General features: G+C 41.0%; 15 protein-coding genes. 7 read left to right on the top strand and 8 right to left on the bottom strand.

The features are described 5' to 3' along the window. Window positions 1-8 precede the first annotated feature (8 nt). Together H5158_RS03235 and H5158_RS03230 are read right to left on the bottom strand one after the other, a co-directional pair. Complete coding sequence (locus H5158_RS03235) at window positions 9-308, bottom strand: AzlD domain-containing protein (protein WP_149982202.1); 300 nt, start codon at window positions 306-308, stop codon at window positions 9-11. Continuing rightward, window positions 308-1012: an AzlC family ABC transporter permease gene (locus H5158_RS03230; protein WP_259398451.1), complete on the bottom strand. Its 705-nt coding sequence runs from the start codon at window positions 1010-1012 to the stop codon at window positions 308-310. Before H5158_RS03230 ends, H5158_RS03235 begins: the two co-directional genes overlap by 1 nt. 123 nt (window positions 1013-1135) lie before the next feature. Between H5158_RS03230 and H5158_RS03225 the strand changes: the two genes are divergently transcribed. Further along, window positions 1136-1792 carry a cytochrome b/b6 domain-containing protein gene (locus H5158_RS03225; RefSeq protein ID WP_182717488.1) on the top strand — a complete coding sequence of 219 codons (657 nt, stop codon included), beginning with the start codon at window positions 1136-1138 and terminating at the stop codon, window positions 1790-1792. 68 nt (window positions 1793-1860) lie between these two features. Here H5158_RS03225 and H5158_RS03220 read toward each other — a convergent pair whose 3' ends face one another. Further along, window positions 1861-2313 carry a cytochrome c gene (locus H5158_RS03220; RefSeq protein WP_149982199.1) on the bottom strand — a complete coding sequence of 151 codons (453 nt, stop codon included), beginning with the start codon at window positions 2311-2313 and terminating at the stop codon, window positions 1861-1863. 125 nt (window positions 2314-2438) lie between these two features. Next, window positions 2439-2909: a DUF2721 domain-containing protein gene (locus H5158_RS03215; RefSeq protein ID WP_145240002.1), complete on the bottom strand. Its 471-nt coding sequence runs from the start codon at window positions 2907-2909 to the stop codon at window positions 2439-2441. A 248-nt stretch (window positions 2910-3157) separates the two neighbouring features. On the opposite strand from H5158_RS03215, the gene H5158_RS03210 reads away from it, so the two are divergent. The 5 genes from H5158_RS03210 to H5158_RS03190 all read left to right on the top strand — a co-directional run bounded on the left by H5158_RS03210 (window position 3158) and on the right by H5158_RS03190 (window position 15218). Next, window positions 3158-7213, top strand: coding sequence for a S8 family serine peptidase (locus H5158_RS03210; protein ID WP_182739445.1), 4056 nt, complete (start codon window positions 3158-3160; stop codon window positions 7211-7213). A 204-nt stretch (window positions 7214-7417) separates the two neighbouring features. Further along, a complete protein-coding gene (locus H5158_RS03205) occupies window positions 7418-11809 on the top strand; it encodes a S8 family serine peptidase (protein ID WP_182739444.1) in 4392 nt (1463 codons plus the stop codon). 170 nt (window positions 11810-11979) lie between these two features. Continuing rightward, window positions 11980-14160: a S9 family peptidase gene (locus H5158_RS03200; protein ID WP_182739443.1), complete on the top strand. Its 2181-nt coding sequence runs from the start codon at window positions 11980-11982 to the stop codon at window positions 14158-14160. A gap of 185 nt (window positions 14161-14345) precedes the next feature. Then, window positions 14346-14717, top strand: a complete 372-nt coding sequence (locus H5158_RS03195; protein WP_182739442.1) for a DUF4870 domain-containing protein — start codon at window positions 14346-14348, stop codon at window positions 14715-14717. A 66-nt stretch (window positions 14718-14783) separates the two neighbouring features. After that, window positions 14784-15218, top strand: a complete 435-nt coding sequence (locus H5158_RS03190; protein WP_145239992.1) for a YqaA family protein — start codon at window positions 14784-14786, stop codon at window positions 15216-15218. Here H5158_RS03190 and folX read toward each other — a convergent pair. Genes folX through folM form a run of 3 tightly spaced genes read right to left on the bottom strand, consistent with a single transcriptional unit; the run spans window position 15215 to window position 16872 of the window. Next, entirely contained in the window at window positions 15215-15574 is a 360-nt protein-coding gene (folX, locus tag H5158_RS03185; protein ID WP_145239990.1) for a dihydroneopterin triphosphate 2'-epimerase, read from the bottom strand. The two genes, H5158_RS03190 and folX, sit on opposite strands and share 4 nt — an antisense overlap. Before the next feature lie 4 nt (window positions 15575-15578). After that, window positions 15579-16133 (bottom strand): GTP cyclohydrolase I FolE, encoded by a 555-nt coding sequence (gene folE, locus H5158_RS03180; protein WP_145239988.1) that lies wholly within the window; start codon window positions 16131-16133, stop codon window positions 15579-15581. A gap of 19 nt (window positions 16134-16152) precedes the next feature. Beyond that, complete coding sequence (gene folM, locus H5158_RS03175) at window positions 16153-16872, bottom strand: dihydromonapterin reductase (protein ID WP_149982195.1); 720 nt, start codon at window positions 16870-16872, stop codon at window positions 16153-16155. Between the two features lie 218 nt (window positions 16873-17090). On the opposite strand from folM, the gene H5158_RS03170 reads away from it, so the two are divergent. Beyond that, window positions 17091-17987 (top strand): sulfite exporter TauE/SafE family protein, encoded by an 897-nt coding sequence (locus H5158_RS03170; RefSeq protein WP_182717481.1) that lies wholly within the window; start codon window positions 17091-17093, stop codon window positions 17985-17987. Here H5158_RS03170 and nadE read toward each other — a convergent pair. Further along, window positions 17984-18820: an ammonia-dependent NAD(+) synthetase gene (gene nadE / locus H5158_RS03165; RefSeq protein WP_149982194.1), complete on the bottom strand. Its 837-nt coding sequence runs from the start codon at window positions 18818-18820 to the stop codon at window positions 17984-17986. The two genes, H5158_RS03170 and nadE, sit on opposite strands and share 4 nt — an antisense overlap. Window positions 18821-18837 lie beyond the last annotated feature (17 nt).

Raw genomic sequence — 18837 nt, 5'->3', positions numbered from 1 at the left:
CTAATGTGCTAATTTAAGATCAAAAATAAACCCATACCAACCAGTGTTGTGTAGTAAATGTTGTGCGTTTTATACGCGACAATAATGGCTGCTATTGCCGCACTGAGGTATGGGTTTTGCCAATCTAAATTTATTCCCTCATCTGTTACAAACACTATAGGTACCCAAATCGCGGTAAGTACCGCCGGTGCGCTAAAACTTAGAAACTGCTGCATTTTCGGGCCAACTTTAAATGGTAGGTCACGATGTAAAAATAAGTAACGGGTAAAAAAGGTAATACACGCCATAAGTAAAATAGTGCTCATCATCAGTTATGCTCCAATTTATCTTGGATACGGCTAATAAGGTAACCGATAGTCATCGCCGATAGTGCCGCGGCTACTAACCATAGTTCAAACCCCTGGCTTTTTAAAACGGTAGCGACAACACCAGCGCTTACAACCGTTGCCAATGTAGCGAGATTTTTAATACCAGGAATTACTAATGCAATAAAAGTTGCAGCAATAGCAAAGTCTAAGCCTAAATTAGTGAGATCAGGTAGCAGACTGCCCGCTACGATGCCAATTAATGTCCACAAGTTCCAAGTAATATAAAAGCTAAAGCCGGCACTGAGCGCGTAGATCAAGCGAGTTTTAGTTCGATAAGCTTTGCGATGATGGGAAAACGCAAACAGCTCATCAGTGAGTACAAAGCTTACCGGTAAGCGCCAACGCAGCGGCTGATCAATCACTTTATGACGCACCGCTAAGCCGTATAAAAAGTGCCGTGAGCTAATTATGAAGGTGGTGAATAAAATAGTTAATAAAGGCGTATTGCCAGCCATTAGCTCTATAGCGACTAGTTGGGCGGAACCGGCAAACACTAATAATGACATAGCTTGGGTTTCAAATGCGCTAAAGCCATTTTGTATTGCCAGTGAACCACATAAAATCCCCCAGGGGATCACTGCTAAACACAGTGGTAGCATATCTAAAAAGCCTTTTAGGAGTGCGCGTTTGGTGCTAAGTGTCATTAATATTATTCATTACGGTAATTAATGCCCTTAGTCTGCCATAGATCAATTAACCCTGAACAGCAAAGATGCTAAATTAACAAAAGTTTGAAATAATAAGCTTTTACGCAAAAGAGGTTAAGCATGCATAAAATTAAAGTATGGGATGGGTTTATTCGCAGTTTCCATTGGTTGTTAGTTATTGCAATTGCGGCGCTGTATTTTAGTGCTGAAGAAGGCATGATGGAATTACACTTTGTGGCTGGCTTTTTCACCTTAGCGCTACTAGTAACACGCCTTATTTGGGGCTTGATTGGTAGCAAAACAGCTAAGTTAAGTGCATTGTTTCATTTACCTAGCGCAGCACTAAAATCATTTAAACAAACAGATAATAAACCTGGCCATGGCGCAGCGGGCAGCTACATGGTGTTGGCATTTTTTATTTTATTACTGGCGCAGTTAGTAAGCGGCTTAATGACCACTGATGACATTTTGACAGATGGCCCATTAGTGCAGTATGTATCAAGTAATGTAGTTGAATGGGCCGGCTGGGTGCATCATAAAAACTTTGATTTATTGTTGTACGCGATTATTCTCCATATTGTGGCAATTGTAATTTATCGCATTAAAGGCAAAAATTTAGTCAAAGCAATGGTTACGGGCTATGCCGCTGAAAAAAATAATGATAGTAATGAAGAGCTAACAAAATCACCGTGGACTGCGATAATTATTTTTGTCGTTGTATTTGCGGCATTACTGATGACATGGGGCGCAGAACCTGTGGCTTACTTGTTTAGTTAAACGGTTCAACAGATCAAAAACGGCGCTAATTAAGCGCCGTTTTAGTTTTAAGATGATCGCATTAAAGATTAGTCTTTAAATGATGTGTGGCAATCTTTACAGCCTTTAGCCCATGGGCCAAATGCTTTAGCAATTACTTTTTTATCACCTGTTTGCGCGGCAACGGCTAGTTCATCAGCATATTGTTGGAATGCTACCGCTTTTTTCATAAAGGTTTCGTTATCGCTCCAAATAGCAGGTAATGCAGATGTTTCGCCTTTATCACTGCCTGCAACGAATGCTTCCCATGGCATTTTTGATAATGCAGCGGCATTATTTGCACGGTGCTTAAAACGCTCAGCATCAAAAGGTACTTTGCCCTTTAGCATGTCACCCATATCACCAATTTGGACACGGATCATTGAAAACGCCGCTTGGCGGTACTCAATGGCGTCACTAGGCTCTTCAAATACAGAGTTTGCTGTTGCACCAAATGTTAGTGCACAAAGTGTTGCACCTAAAAATAATTGCTTTAACTTCATTCCTTTTGCCCCTTATATGTAATTCATTGCTTGTATAGCAGCTGTTGTATATCAGCAAGTCAGATTATTCAAGTGTATTGCGGTTAAACTGAACTGTTATTGAATTATAAAACTAAGATCATGCCTTAATTATTTATATCAATGTCAGCAAAGATCATTCCTCTGCGCATACTACGGGTTGCTAAAAATACTTCACCCAGTAATGACATAAATGCACAAATAAGTAGTGCCATTGCGCCAACAAAACAACTGCCGATGGAAACACCTAAATTAACTGATTGGATATGAGACAAAAATAACAGCATGACCACGGCGCAAACAAGTACCGCACTTAATACACTTAAACTAAAGGCAATATGGATACAGCGAGAGCGTTTCAGCAGTGCTCGTAGCTCGGTTGTTAGCGATGAATTAAACTCTTCATCGGTACTTACCTTTAATTTTCGTTCAAGTTGACGAGCACGGTCGGTAATTCGAGCTAAGCGATTAGATAAAACGCCCAGCGTAGCAGCAATACCAGTAATTAAAAAAACCGGCGCAACGGCTGTTTGGATTACTTTTGCCATTGTTAAAATATTTATAACATCAGAGTTCATTGGTTCCCTTTTAGGTATATTGGTGTGCTTTAGTTCTATTTGTTTACAAACATTTACATTTTCACTTTTCAGTTTTTAAACATTAAAAACAGATGTTTAGTGTTATTTTTTCGGTTTTCTATTTGCCTTTGTAATTTTAATGTAATCGAGTTGTTGTTATTTTGGGTGTTGAAGTTCTATATTAGTCTCGCACTTAATTTATGATCACCAATAAATACAATAATACATAACATATCCTAGGGGAAATCATGTCTAAGAATCTAATAAAAAGAACGGCGGTTGCAACCGCTGTAACAAGTATCTTAGTTACAGGCGCTGTAAATGCAAATACAATAAATAACAGCGTACTTAAGCATACCAGCTACACGCCAGTATCACAGACCGATATTGTAAATAAAAATCAACCATCAGCATACCTTGTTGTTTTAAAAACAAAAACAGCAGCTGATATGATGGAGCAGGGTGTCTACAATGTTTCTGATGCTCGTCAGAGCTATAATCAAGTTGCAACGTTACAAAGCCAAGTTCAAGATAAGCTATTTACCCTTGATAGCAATGTAAAAGTACTTGGTTCAACTAAAATTTTGGCGCCGACGTTAATTGTTCAAGCAAGCCAAGGTGCACTAGATAGAATTGCAAAAGACTCGCGTGTAGAGCGTGTTTTACCTATGTTTGATTACGACCTTCATGTTGCAGCAACTGCTGACTACATCAAAGCGTCACCATTAGTAACAAATGGTACAGTAACAGGTGCAACGCAAACTGTTGCAGTACTAGATACAGGTATTGATTATACTCACAAAATTTTTGGTGGTGAAGGAACTGTTGAAGCTTATGAAGCAGCTCAAGCAGATCCAACTGCAGTGACTTGGCCACAAGGTCAAGTTATGGGTGGTTATGACTTCATGCGTGATGATGCTGATCCAATTGAAAATGATCCAGCTACTCCAACAGAAGAAGATGCAGCAACTAGCCATGGTACATCTGTATCTCACTCTGTCACTGGTATTGCACCAGCGGTGGAGCTATACGTGTATTCAGTGTGTGGCGGTGGTTGTCCAAGTGCAGCACAGGTTTCGGCATTAGAAGCCGCTATGGATCCAAATGGTGATGGTGATTCAGAAGACCGAGTTGATGTAATCAATATGTCTTTAGGTGGAGAGTTTGGTGACACATACATCGGTGGTGGTACGCAGTTTTTAATTCAGCAAGCCGTAGATGCAGGTGTGAACGTTGTTATTTCTGCTGGTAATGATGGTGATAACCCATTCCGCATTGGCGGTCCTTCTACGACGCCAAATGCACTCTCTGTTGGCGCGATGACGCATCCTGCAAATGATGTTGGCGTTGCATCTGGCACTGTTGAAGGTGCAGAGACCACAATTCAGCCGTCAGGTTTTGGTCCACAAACTGCGTTTGTAATGACAGATGCCGATGCTGAAGTTGTTTACCCTGAAGAAAACCAAAATGGCTGCGTGGCATTTTCTGCTGAAACTGACTTTACTGGCAAAGCGGTAATTATTGACCGTGGTGCCTGTAATTTCACTCAAAAAGTATTAAGCGCTCAAGATCGTGGTGCTAAGTTTGTATTTGTAGCAAATAATGTTGATGATGGTACGCCTGCGCCAATGGGTGGCTTTGATGCAGCAGTAACAATTCCTAATGTCGGTATTAATTTTGCTGCAGGGGCAGCAATGAAAGCTGCTTTAACAGCCGGTGAAATGCCAACATATAGCATAACGATTGAACGTAAAGTGCTAGCGGGTGCAGTTGCATCGTTCTCATCTCGTGGTCCATCAATGGATGGTTTACTAAAACCTGAAATTACAGCGCCAGGTACTGATATCATGGTAGCGGCAACTGGTACACAAGATCAATTAGCACCCGCAACAGGTACTTCATTTTCAGGTCCGATCACTGCTGGTGCTGTTGCATTAGTTCGTGAAGCGCATCCAGATCGTACTGCACTTGAAATTAAAGCGACAATCATGAATGCGGCTGACTTAAATATAACCGTAGAGCCGATTAGTACTAACCCAGATTCTCCACTTGCACCAATTAGTTCTATCGGTGCAGGCTTAGTAAATGTTGACAAAGCTGTTAACTTACCTGTTGCGGCATGGGTTGAAGATGAAACATTCAAAACTAAACAAGCGGCGCTATCGTTCGGTTTAGAACGCATGACAGAAACAACCAGCTTTACAAAAACAGTGACGCTGAAAAACTTCTCTGATGCAGACAAAACATATGACCTTCGTATTGAAGAGCGTTATATGAATGATGTGGATACAGGTGCTGTTAGCTTTGATATTCCACGTAGTGTAACTGTTGCGGCAAATACGGTAACAACATTCGAAGTAACCATGACAGTTGATCCATCTAAACTTCATGAGTGGACATTAGAAAACCCATTTAGCCAAGATGATCTAGCTGCTCGTAGTCCGTCACTGACAATGGCTGAGTTTGATGGTGCGCTGGTATTTGATGATACTTCAACAGCCGACACAGATCATGACTTGCACATTGTTTACCATGCGATACCTAAAGCCGGTGCTGAATTAGCTTTTTCATATGAAGAAGTTAATGGTGTTGGTGAGTTGGTTGTAACCAATGTGGGGGCGACTACGATATTACCAACTGCAGAATCAGTGGTTGCTACAAGTGAAGAGAACCGCGACGCTGACTTTGATATTCTCTCAACTACATTTGCTGCTTATACGTCTGAGACATGTGAGTCAGGTGTGTTCATTACATCTTCAATTCAATTACGAGATGAAATTACCCACATGCGTCAAATCGGTGTTCGTATGAATCTCGATATTGATAATGATGGTGTTTATGATCACTTTATGATGAATATTAATGATGTTGGCCGTGATGCAGCAATACCTGGGCGCAGCCGTACATTAATTGGTGAAATCGATGCCGCAGGTGAGGATGTGTGGCAGTGGGGTACACCGATGTATCATGCTGCTGGTGAAGATACAGTGACCTTCTCTGGATGTAGTAATTTGTTAGGCTTAGATGCAAATATGCTGGGCAGCACAATTAACATTGCAGCTTCAGTTGGTTATCCAAATTATCAAGCCGGTGTGTTCTCTGAAACCGATAGTGTAGTTGGTTCTACTGTGTTTACAGGTAATCCGGTGGTTACTTTGGAATCGACAGAAGACGCTGACACTAAATTATCTGAACTTGCTCCAGGTCAGAAGGCTGTAATTAGAGCTGATGGTAATTTCGCATTGACCTCAGCTACAGGGACAGATGTATATACTAATTCAGTAACTGGTGTTCCGGCTGTTCCAGCTGTGCCTAATCTCGTTGTAGAAGAGTTTACAATTAATGAAACTGCACTTGATGGTATTACTATTGGTAGACTTAGTTTTGAAGATACTCCAGCACTACGTATAACAAACTTTACTGTTGTGAGTATGTCTGCTCCAGGCTTAATGATTGATGCTGAAACTGGCGATATCATGGTTGAAGATACGAGTATGTTGGATTTTGAGTCTGACATTAAAGAAATCATTTTAACAGTGAAGGCGACTGATTTACTTGGTACTGAATCTGCAGCAGCCGATATTAAAGTAACGATTACCAATGATGCAGATGAGTTACCAGTTGTAGCAAAAGGGCAAAATTTCAGTATTATTGAATCCGCAGCCGAAGGTACAGTGATTGGCATGCTTGATCATAGTTTGTTTGAAAGTGCGGCAACAATGGTTACTGGTGGTACGGTTGCAAACACAAACTTAATTAGTATTAATAATAAGGGTGAGCTAGTTGTCACTGGCAGCCTAAGTTATTATGCAACTCCAACTATGACTCTTGATGTAACAGTAATGGATGACAGCGGCTTAGAGTCTGAGGTTGTGCAAGTTATGTTGAATGTAACCGCCGATCCTAAATCTCATGCCCCAGTCATTGAGGGTGGTCAAAAATTCAGAACTGATGAAAATGTTGCCATTGGTACCGTGTTGGGTCAATTGGTATTCTCAGACCCTGATATGGATATTTCGCCAATTACTCGTTTTATTGTATCTGGAACAACATTAGTTAGTGTTCAGTTAGATGGTTCAATTGTGACTATGGGTGAAATTGACTATGAGTTTGATAAAGAGATTGTTTTCAGTGTTCAAGCTGAAGATAGCAAAGGTTATGTATCGAAAGCGGTAAGTGTTGAGATTGACGTTAACAATCTACGTGCGAACGATGATGACGACAATGATAGCTCTGGTTCGCTAGCGTGGTTAACGCTGCTTGTAGCACCGTTTGCATTTATGCGTCGCCGTAAACAAAAGTAGTAATATAGCCTCTAAAGGCATATAGCTTTAGTTAAAATACCGCCATTGGGCGGTATTTTTTTTGTTTTAAATTTATTGTTATTACCTAAAATGGTTACATTTTTTGTTTCAATGTTGTTTTTTTGTTTCTTGCTGGTGTAGTATTCGGGACTTAATGTTTCTTTTTGGGAGCATTTAATAACAATAATCTCATCAGAGGAATTTATGTCTAACAAGTTAATAACAAAAACAGCCTTATCAATTGCAGTATCATCAGCACTAATGGCGGCATCGGTAAATGCACAAACAGTGCAAGCAGCACACAGTATTACCGCTCTCAATAATTTCTCTACAGCTACATTTAATGAAACCGATGTTAAAGAACAGTTACCATCAGCTCATATGATTGTGCTAAGAGCGACAACCGCTGCCGATCTAATGGCGCAAGGTATTTATCAAATAGGTGACAGCCGTGCAACCATTGCACAAATTGAGCAAGTGCAAAGTGCAGTGACAATTGAACTAAGTAGTCTAGATTTTGGTACAAAAGTAATTGGCCAAACTAAAGTGCTGGCGCCTACTTTGATTGTACAAGCAAGTCCTGAGGCGTTAGAAAAAATTGCCCGTGACTACCGAGTTGAGAAAGTGCTGCCAATGTATGATTATGAATTACATGTCGCCGCATCTGCAGATTATTTAAAAGCTTCACCATTGGTTGCAAATGGGGTTGTAACAGGTAAAGGTCAAACGGTAGCGGTACTGGATACAGGTGTTGACTACACGCACAACGTTTTTGGTGGTGCTGGTACCGTAGAGGCGTATGACGCAGCTCAAGCTGATCCTACTTCTGTAGCTTGGCCGCAAGGCATCGTACATGGTGGCTACGACTTTATTCGTGACGATGCTGATCCAATTGAACATGATCCTGTAGTCGTGATCCCCGATGTTGATGAACCGACCAGTCATGGTACGTCTGTTTCTCACTCTGTTACTGGAATTGCTCCTGAAGTAGAGTTATATGTGTACTCAGTGTGTGGTGGTGGTTGTCCAAGTGCAGCACAAGCATCAGCATTAGAAGCGGCAATGGATCCTAATGGTGATGGCGATATCTCTGACCGCGTAGATGTTATTAATATGTCTTTAGGTGGCGAGTTTGGTGGCACTGAAACTGACGGAGGTACTCAATACTTAATTCAAAAAGCGGTTGATTTAGGTGTAAATGTTGTTATCTCAGCAGGCAATGATGGCGATCATCCTTTTCGTATTGGGGGACCAAGTACCACGCCAAACGCACTTGCAGTTGGTGCGATGACGCATCCAACATTAGATATTGGGATTGCTTCAGGTACCGTGCTTGGAGAAGAGGTTGTTTTTCAAGTTTCAGGTTTTGGTCCGCAAACCGCATTTGCTATGGCAGATACCGATGCTGAACTTGTTTACCCAACCGCAAATCAAAATGGCTGTGAAGCATTTTCAGAAGACACCGATTTTAATAATAAAGCGGTGCTTATAGATCGTGGTGAATGTAATTTCACGAAAAAAGTACTGCATGCACAACAGCGCGGCGCATCGTTTGTATTTATTGCAAATAACGAAGATGACGGTACTCCTGCTTCAATGGGTGGATTTGATGCCACGGTTACTATCCCAAATATTGGCATTACTTATGCTGCCGGGGCAGCGATAAAAGCGGAGCTTAAAGCATCAGGCAAGGCTGCATATAGCTTAGTTGTTGAGCGTAAAGTAACATCAGGTGCTGTGGCAACCTTTTCATCGCGCGGTCCATCAATGGATGGTTTATTAAAACCTGAAATCACAGCGCCAGGTACAAGCATTATGGTTGCAGCAACTGGTACGCAAGATCAACTAGCTCCAGCTTCAGGTACATCCTTTTCAGGACCGATTACTGCCGGTGCGGTTGCGTTAGTACGCGCAGCACACCCACAGCGTAATGCCTTTGAAATTAAAGCAACATTAATGAATACGGCAGATCTAAATGTGACTAATGAGCCGCTTAGCACAAATCCAGATTCTGAATTAGCACCAATTAGTATGATTGGTGCTGGTTTAGTTAACGTTGAAAAAGCGGTTAATCTGCCTGTTGCAGCATGGGTTGATAATACCGAGTTTAAAACTAAACAAGCGGCATTATCGTTTGGCTTAGAAAATTTTACTGGCGTTAGGTCAATCAGCAAAACAGTCACCGTGAAAAATTTCTCGACACAAGAAAAAACCTACAAATTACGGACTGAAGCACGTTACGCAAATGATAAAAACAGCGGTGCAATCAGTTGGGATATTCCAGCCAGCGTAACAATTCCCGCAGGTCAAACTACAGAGTTTGATGTAACGCTAACGGTTGATCCTAGTAAATTGCACGAGTGGAAACTGGAAAACCCATTTGATGCCGAGTCGGTAGCTGCACGAAGCGCCGCATTAACGCTCGCAGAGTTTGACGGCGCCTTAGTGTTTGACGATGTGGATGATACTGATTCAGATTATGCGCTACATGTTGTTTATCATGCGCTACCAAAAGCGGCTAGTGAATTAAGTATTGCTCCGGAAGTGGTTGGTAATGAGATGCAACTTATCGTTGAGAATACCGGGGCAACAACAGTTTCAACAATGACAGAAAATATTGTTGCAACTGGTAAAGTTAAGTCAGCAGCAGAGGCACCGTTCAATATTCTTGCAACGACATTCAATGCAATAGCAGCTGAAGGATGTGAATCTGGTGTATTAGTTACAGCATCGATTCAGTTACGTGATGAGATCACTCATGTATTCCAAGCAGGTTATCGTTTAGATATAGACACCAACAACGATGGTGCCTATGACTTCCTTATGCAGAACTACAATGACCGAGGTCGTAAAACGACTTCGCCAGGGCGTTCACGTACTGTTATTGGTACTATCGATGACGCTGGCGCAGAAACGCTTCGGTTTTTGACACCGTTATATCAATCAGCTGGTGCAGATACCATTACCTTCTCGGTATGTAGCAGCACACTGGGGTTAACACGTGATAATTTAGGTGATCCGTTAAATATTAAGGCATCTGTAGGCTATCCATCTTATGGTGGCGGCGTGTACTTTGAAACAGATAGTCTAGTTGGCGCTACGACCTTTAGTTCTTCAGCGTCAGTGAGTTTAACTGCGGTGGATGGCAGTGATACAGTCGTAAATCAACTTGCGCCAGGTGAAAAAGCGATTGTGAATGCTAGTGCGCCATTTGCTTTTACAGCATCGTCATTACAAGATGTACTGAAATTAGTGACTGCTGAAGACTTAGTGTTACCAAAAACGCAGGCTCCTAAGCTTGCAAATGCATCATTTGATGTTGTTGAAAATGCGGAAAACGGCCATCTCGTTGGCACCTTGAGTGTTGTGGAATCAGATAGAGATTTAGCGATTGCTGAGTTTTATGTGCAATCGCAAACTCATCAAGGCTTTAGTGTTGATAATAAAGGGCAAATTCTTGTATCAAACAGCGAGTTAGTTGATTTTGAAGTTGGTAAGCACATCGCTGAACTAGTCGTTGTTGCCATCGATACTTTGGGAAATACATCAGAGCCTGCTGTTATTACTATTAACATTACCAATGTTGCAGATGAAGCGAGCGAAGTAACCCCAATTATAAATTCTGGCCAAGTATTCTCTGTTGCAGAAAACACCCTAGTAGCTACCGCATTTGCTCAATTAGCTTTCACAGATCCAGATAACAGTTCAATCACTATGTTTACTGTAGCGGGAAGTGATGCAATCACGATTGATAATACGGGGATGCTAACCGTTGCTCAACTACTTAATTTTGAAGAGCAAAGTACTATTACGTTAGAGATAGTCGCAATTGATGAAGATGGTCATCAGTCAGCTGCTGAAATTGTGACGATTAACGTGTTAAATGTCGCTGATGAAGGAGCAGAAGTTGCGCCAATTATCGAAGCCGGGCAAACTTTTAAAGTGCAAGAAAATGCCGTGGTAGGCACTGTGATTGGTCAAATACGTGCTATTGATCCAGATACAGCAGTAACACCAATTGTAAGCTACACAGTGGCAGGTCATAACGGTATTGCAATTGATGAACTTGGCCAAATCACAGTGGTGGGTGACGTTGATTATGATGCAACACCTGAGATAAAGCTGATGGTTAGTGCAACGGATAGTGCTGGTAATCAATCTGCAGCTGTTGAAGTAACAATCACTGTAGCGCAAGACGCATTAGAAAACACGCCAGTTATTGCTGATAAACAACGCTTTAGTGTTGATGAAAATACAGCGCTTGGCACTGTGATTGGTAAACTTAACTTTAGTGATCCAGATGCTGATGTAAGTCCTGTTACTAAGTTTATTGTGTCAGGCACTGACTTAGTCACTGTTAATGCTGCGGGTGAAATTGTTGTTGCAGGTAGTATTGATTATGAATATGAGCGTAACTTTACATTTAGTGTTATCGCTGTTGATAGTGCGGGTAATAACTCTAAAGCTGTTGCTGTTGAAGTACGAGTAAAGAATATTGTGGGCAAAGATGACGATAATAATGACGGTGACAGCGGTTCACTAGCATGGTTAACATTGCTTATTGCACCATTTGCATTTATGCGCCGCCGTAAATAAAAGTAATTGTTTAGTTAGTCATTTTAATTATCAGTGACTAACGAGCAAAGTTAATCAAACAAAGGGAGCTTAGGCTCCCTTTTTACATTGCTTTACAAACTAATATAGGTAATCAACAGCTAGTTAGATATATTGCTAGTAGTGGAATAATAATAACTCTAGGGAATACTATGAAAACACGTCAATCATTTGCGTTAGCGGCTTTGTCGTTAGCTATTTTAGCGGGCTGTAATAAAGCCCCAGAACAAAATAATATAAAATCCGAGGCTGTACAGAGTGAAGCTGCAGTGGTTAATGTAACTGCACCGGTAGCCAATAAGATCCCTTTCGAAATGACTATTCATGGTGATACGCGCACCGATAATTACTATTGGATGCGTGACGATGCACGAAAAGATGCAGCTGTCATAGCACACCTTAATGCAGAAAATACCTATACTGATGCGATGCTAAAGCATACTAAAGCTTTACAAACTACTTTGTTTGAAGAGTTAAAAGGGCGCATTCAAAAAGATGATGACTCCGTGCCAACTAAAAGTGGCGATTATTATTATTCATCGCAAACGCGAGGGGATAATGAATACCCGACTTATGTTCGCAGTAGCGATGATAAGGGCACTGATCAACACGTTATATTAGATGTAAATGAGTTGGCAAAAGGCCATGACTATTTCGCGGCAACAGGTTTATCTGTCAGCCCAAATGGTCACTTATTAGCATATGGTGAAGACACGGTAAGTCGACGAATCTACTCTATTTTAGTGAAAGATTTAAAGACCGGTAAATTACTAGAAGATAAGCTCGAAGGGACAGATGGTGATATCGTCTGGGCGAATGATAATAAAACTTTTTATTACATTAAAAAAGACTTACAGACATTGTTAGGTTATCAGGTTTATCGCCATACCTTAGGTACGTCACAAGCACAAGATGAGTTAGTGTACGAAGAGACTAACACAAGTTATTACACTGGCCTTGGTAAGAGTAAAGACAAACAAGAAATTTATATTTGGCATGGCAGTACTAACGCTTCAGGTGTGTCGGTAATTGATGCTAATGACGTCAAGGCGCAGCCAAAGCGCTTAATTGAACGTGAAGAAAACCTAGAATATGATATTGCTAAACTCGGTGATACTTATTACATAGTCACTAACCTTAACGCAGTAAACTTTCAGCTAATGACGGTGGATAAAGATAAAGCGCACGACAAAGCGAATTGGCAAACACTGATCGCCGCGCGTGATGATATTAAGCTTGAAGGCATCGATTTGTTCACTGATCATTTAGTGTATAAAGAGCGTGAAATGGGGCAATCTCGTTTAACGATACGCAACTTAAAGTCGGGTGATGAACAGCAGCTGAGCTTTAATGACAGCAGTTATATGGTCAGAACATATGGTAATAATGAATTAGATAGCGAAAGCTTACGAGTATATTATGCCAGTATGACGACGCCTGGTTCATCGTATGATATTGATTTGAATAGCACAACGAAAACACTGTTAAAACAGCAACAAGTGATCGGTGATTTTAATGCCGATAATTATGCATCGGAGCGACTATTTATTACTGCGCGAGATGGCGTAAAAGTACCGGTGAGTTTAGTTTATCGCAAAGATAAATTCAAAAAAGATGGCACTAATCCATTGTTACAATATGGCTATGGGTCGTATGGGGTAACCATGGATCCAAGTTTTTCTAGTAGTCGTTTGAGTTTACTTGATCGAGGCTTTGTATTTGCTATCGCGCATATTCGTGGCTCGCAGATGCTCGGTCGTCCTTGGTATGAAGATGGCAAGCTACTCAATAAAAAGAATACTTTTAATGACTTTGTTGATGTAACCAAAGGCTTAGTTACCCAGCAGTATGGTGCGCAAGATAAAATATTCGCGATGGGCGGCAGTGCGGGCGGCTTATTAATGGGCGCCGTGGCAAACCAAGCACCAGAGCTTTATCAGGGGATGGTTGCGGCTGTGCCATTTGTTGATGTAGTGACCACTATGTTAGATGCGAGCTTACCATTAACAACCAACGAGTACGGCGAGTGGGGCAACCCAAATGACAAACTATATTATGATTATATGCTGTCTTACTCACCGTACGATCAAGTGAGTAAACAAGCGTATCCAAATATGTTGGTCACCACAGGTTTGCATGATTCTCAAGTGCAATATTTTGAACCAGCAAAATGGGTTGCAAAATTACGTGAGTTTAAAACCGATGATAATAAACTACTGTTTAAAATTGATATGGAAGCAGGCCATGGTGGCGCATCTGGGCGTTTTAAAAGCCTTCAAGATACAGCTCTAAATTATGCATTTATCTTAGATCTAGCTGGTATTAAAAAGTAATAACTGATTTTAGTGTTTTACAATTAAGGCGTGACTTAGGTTACGCCTTAATTTTTTGTCTAAATTAAGTGTTGTGGTTTTGCACACTTGCTCGAGCTTAGCAGTATCGACGACGCTGATTAAAATCTAGACATTAAGACTGAAAAAGGTCAGCATATAGGTATTAACGAAATAAGGAGATGGTAATGGAAGATAATCAACAGGTTGAATCAGTTATAACGAGTAAAGATGAGCGTATGTGGGCGATGTTATGTCATTTAAGCGCATTAGCCGGATTTATTATACCTATGGGTAGTATCATCGGTCCGCTGATTGTCTGGTTAATAAAAAAAGACGAAATGCCATTAGTGGCTGAACATGGGCGTAAATCGCTTAACTTTCAAATCACTATGTTCATAGCATATATAGTGTGTTTGATTTTGATGTTTGCAGTTATCGGGGTAATTTTATTACCTATAGTCGCTATTTTCTCGTTTATTATGGTGGTGATTGGCGCAATCAAAACTAATGACGGTAAAGAGTTTAACTACCCATTTAGCTTACAATTGATAAAATAAACTACTCTTCATTTTTATCAAACCCAGCAAATGCTGGGTTTTTTATATGCATTAATAAAGGCTTAGATGGCTTATTTAACTCTGTTCTTTACTGCGTTTATTTCGGCAACATTATTGCCAAGCTCATCAGAAGTGGTACTCACAGCAATGGTGACCAAAGGAGAATATTTACTTTGGTTGTTATGGCTCAGTGCCACAGTTGGTAACGTACTAGGTAGTTGCGTTAATTACTGGTTAGGCACGCAAGTCATACGTTTTAAGGATCGGAAATGGTTTCCCGTGTCACAGGCAAGTATCGATAAGGCTGCAGAGCGCTTTGAAAAGTATGGTGTTTATAGCCTGTTGTTGGCATGGCTACCAATTATTGGTGATCCGCTAACAGTTGTAGGAGGCATTTTTAAAGTGCGCTGGTGGACATTTTTATGGCTGGTTACCCTTGGCAAAGGCGCACGTTACTTGCTTGTACTAGCCTTTGCCGTTGGGCTGGATAAGTTGCTTTAAGCTTTACTCCAATCGAGTGTTAGCGATACTGAATCTGCAAAACGCAAAGCGTGAGGTTTATCAACTCGCACTTTTGCATAATTCACGCTGCTATGGCTATGGCAAACACTGAGTATTTCTGCCACTAGTTTTTCAAGCAATAAAAAGTGACCTTGTTCAACAATACTAATCACTTCTTTGGTGATCACTTTATAATTAAGTGCTTGTTCAACTTGATCCGTTTCACAGGCTTGCTCTGCAGGATAGTGAATTTCTAAATTGATCACTACATCCTGCTTTTTCTCACGTTCATCGGGATTAAAGCCAATAAAAGTGCGCAGCCGTAAGTTAGTTACATGGATAATTGCATTGGCCATAGGATTAGCCTTTTACAAGTTGTAAAAACTCATTGCGGGTTTTTGGATCGGCTCTGAAGTTACCTAGCATTACCGACGTACGCATACTTGAGTTTTGTTTTTCAACCCCACGCATCATCATACACATATGTTTTGCTTCCACTATTACACCAACGCCTTTAGCACCGGTGACTTCTTCAACCGCTTTAGCGATTTGATGAGTCAGTTGTTCTTGAATTTGAAAGCGGCGTGCAAACATATCAACAATACGCGCAAATTTCGATAAACCCAGCACTTTGCCGTTAGGAATATAAGCAATATGACAGCGCCCTACAAATGGTAATAAATGATGTTCACACATCGAATAAAGCTCTATATCTTGAATTAAAACCATGTCATCTGCATCAGAAGTAAATACCGCATTATTGGTAATTTCTTCTAATGTTTGACGATAGCCTTTGGTCAAATATTCCATCGCTTTGGCGGCGCGTTTTGGCGTGTCTAATAGGCCTTCACGTTGTGGATCTTCACCTACAGCAGTAATAATTTCGTGGTAACTATTTTTTAATTGATCGTGCATAAATTTCTCGATTAATCCGTTATTTTAAATGTCTGCCACCATCTACGGGTAAAGAACGTCCCGTGATGTAATGGCTGCTAAGCAATAAATCGACGCTGTTTATAATTTCGCGACAACCGGGCTCGATGCCCATTAATGATTTTTTAAGGGTTTTTTCTCGGTACTCATCGCTATCGTGATCATTAAAAATAATTAATGAAGGGGCGATAGCGTTCACTTTAATATTCGGGGCAAACTTAGCTGCAAATGATTTTGTCATATTTTCTAAGGCGGCTTTACTTGCGGCATATGCGATATGCTTTGGACTTCCTTTTTCAACAACATAATCAGTTAAATGAATGATATCAGCAGGGTGTTGCTGCTGTTGCTGGAAATTTAACAGTAACTCGCTAAGCGCTAAGTTAATTAAGTAAGGTGCTTTAGCATGGATCCGCATCATGTTATCAAATAGCGTACTGCTATCTGGATTATTCGCTTCGCAATCCCAACTCGAGGCATTGTGGATCACCGCCTTTAAGCTATTTGTGTGCAGCTTTAATTGACTGACAAACTCATTAATGCCGTTGTCAGTGCTAAAGTCTGCGTAAACACATACAGCACCATGGGCAGATAATTCATCAATAGCGGGATGGCGAGTTCGGTAAGTAACGATAATAGCTTGCCCTTGGGCTATAAAATGTTTTGCCAGTGCTAAACCAATACGTTGGCCGGCACCTGTTATTAAAATGGGCGATGTCATAACTAAATACAAATCCTTAGGTTTTTTAATGCGATGAGCTGGATTACCATGTGTTTACTAACAACTATAAACTAAATTACAGAACTATTTCATCTTTACTGCAAAGATATTGCACTCATATAACAATCTGTTTGTACGCCGTAACGAACAGTTGCGATCATTTGCTCTGCGATGATTGTCAGGCATAATAATAAAACTTCAATTTATGATCTGTAACTATGCAATCACCACCTAAACCGATCCATAAACTGCGTATGATCCCCTGGTTATTTGTTGCTGGCGTGTATTGTTCATTAATTGCTTGGCAAGGCGCAAATGCTGCGCTACAAAGTGTTATCGCAGAGTTTAGCATTGTTGTGACTATGGCTTTTGGGTCTTTTGTTGCTGGTGGCACTGCACTTGGTGGTGGCGCAGTAGCATTTCCTGTGATGACTAAGTTACTGGCAATAGATCCTGTAACGGCAAAAGTATTCTCGTTAGCTATTCAAAGTTTTGGTATGAGTGCGGCCGCATTAACCATTATTTTTACTGGTATTCCATATTATCGCCAAGTGGTATTAATCGCAGCTCCTGCTGCATTAGTTGGCGTATTACTAAGCCTTACTTTTATTGCCGATCAATTACCAAGACTGGTGGTTAAAGGAGTATTTAGCGTACTTTTAATATGCTTCGCATTAACTCTTTTATGGCGTATTTACAGCAGGGTGCAACATGTATGTAGTCAAACCGATATACACGTTAGTACATTTAAAGTTGCATTAGTTGCTGTTATTGGAGGAGTTGCATCTGGCTTAGTTGGTTCGGGAGCTGACATTGCTATTTTTGCGTTATTGATTATCGCCTGCAACGCTAATATTCAAAAAGCGACTGCAACCTCGGTGATTATCATGGCAATAACGTCTGTGGTGGCAAGCATTGCGAACGTATGGTTCTTCAATAGCTTAAGCAGCGAAATACAGTCGTATTTATTAGCGGCTATTCCAGTGGTTGTGGTCGGAGCACCGTTAGGGGCTTATGTTTGTGCTAAAGTGAAAAGCGGGCAATTAATCACATTTTTCTTATTGTTAATTGCCCTAGAAGTGTCATTTACGGTTTATGAGCTTATGACAGCCTAAAGATCGTCGTAAATGGTTGGAATAGCTTGGCGTTTATGTTGAGTGCGTAGATAAATTGCGATGAGTTTTTCACTTACCTCGTCACTGACTTCTTTGCCTTCTAAAAAGTCATCAATTTGTTCATAGCTTAAACCAAGGGCTTCTTCATCAGTAAGGCCTGGGCGATCACACTCTAGGTCGGCGGTTGGGGCTTTATTAACGAGTAAATCGGGTGCACCTAACTGCTTGGCTAATGCGCGTACTTGGCGTTTTGATAAGCCAAATAATGGCGCTAAGTCGCATGCGCCATCACCAAATTTAGTATAAAAGCCAGTAATGTTCTCGGCGCTATGATCAGTACCAACAACGAGGCCTTGGCACAGTCCGGCAATTTCATATTGCGCGACCATGCGTTGGCGGGCTTTCACATTACCTTTAATAAAATCAATTTGTGCTTGTTCCGGCAGTGCATCACCGCAACCTACTACTGCCGCTAATGCTTGCTCATGCATGCCGTCTGCTGCGGGTTTTATATTCACTGTTAGACGTTTATTTGGTTGAATAAAATCAACAGCCAATTGCGCTTCAGCTTCATCAGCTTGCACACCATACGGTAAGCGAACCGCAATAAATTGATACTTGTCGGTTTGTTGCTGCGCATTTAATTCGTTAACGGCGAGTTGGCATAAGCGACCACAGGTAGATGAATCTACACCGCCACTAATCCCCAGCACTAAAGAGCGTGAATGTGCTGCCACTAAACGGTTTTTTATAAAGTTTACGCGGCGTGTGATCTCGTTGTTGACGTCTATATTTGGCTGGACTTTCATTTCTGCCACTATTTCAGCGCGCATGCTGAGCTCTCCTAATA

Origin of the sequence: Pseudoalteromonas sp. SR45-6 (assembly GCF_014163545.1) — a bacterium.
Lineage (GTDB): Bacteria > Pseudomonadota > Gammaproteobacteria > Enterobacterales > Alteromonadaceae > Pseudoalteromonas > Pseudoalteromonas rhizosphaerae.
Note: the sequence above shows the minus strand (reverse complement) of the source record. Positions and strands in the feature narration are given on the sequence as shown.

Coding starts and splice junctions, on each gene's coding strand:
- H5158_RS03230 (WP_259398451.1), bottom strand. CDS start 1,012: ATGACACTTAGCACCAAACGCGCACTCCTAAAAGGCTTTTTAGATATG.
- H5158_RS03200 (WP_182739443.1), top strand. CDS start 11,980: ATGAAAACACGTCAATCATTTGCGTTAGCGGCTTTGTCGTTAGCTATT.
- H5158_RS03225 (WP_182717488.1), top strand. CDS start 1,136: ATGCATAAAATTAAAGTATGGGATGGGTTTATTCGCAGTTTCCATTGG.
- H5158_RS03195 (WP_182739442.1), top strand. CDS start 14,346: ATGGAAGATAATCAACAGGTTGAATCAGTTATAACGAGTAAAGATGAG.
- nadE (WP_149982194.1), bottom strand. CDS start 18,820: ATGCGCGCTGAAATAGTGGCAGAAATGAAAGTCCAGCCAAATATAGAC.
- H5158_RS03190 (WP_145239992.1), top strand. CDS start 14,784: ATGGCTTATTTAACTCTGTTCTTTACTGCGTTTATTTCGGCAACATTA.
- folM (WP_149982195.1), bottom strand. CDS start 16,872: ATGACATCGCCCATTTTAATAACAGGTGCCGGCCAACGTATTGGTTTA.
- H5158_RS03220 (WP_149982199.1), bottom strand. CDS start 2,313: ATGAAGTTAAAGCAATTATTTTTAGGTGCAACACTTTGTGCACTAACA.
- H5158_RS03215 (WP_145240002.1), bottom strand. CDS start 2,909: ATGAACTCTGATGTTATAAATATTTTAACAATGGCAAAAGTAATCCAA.
- H5158_RS03170 (WP_182717481.1), top strand. CDS start 17,091: ATGCAATCACCACCTAAACCGATCCATAAACTGCGTATGATCCCCTGG.
- folE (WP_145239988.1), bottom strand. CDS start 16,133: ATGCACGATCAATTAAAAAATAGTTACCACGAAATTATTACTGCTGTA.
- H5158_RS03205 (WP_182739444.1), top strand. CDS start 7,418: ATGTCTAACAAGTTAATAACAAAAACAGCCTTATCAATTGCAGTATCA.
- folX (WP_145239990.1), bottom strand. CDS start 15,574: ATGGCCAATGCAATTATCCATGTAACTAACTTACGGCTGCGCACTTTT.
- H5158_RS03210 (WP_182739445.1), top strand. CDS start 3,158: ATGTCTAAGAATCTAATAAAAAGAACGGCGGTTGCAACCGCTGTAACA.
- H5158_RS03235 (WP_149982202.1), bottom strand. CDS start 308: ATGATGAGCACTATTTTACTTATGGCGTGTATTACCTTTTTTACCCGT.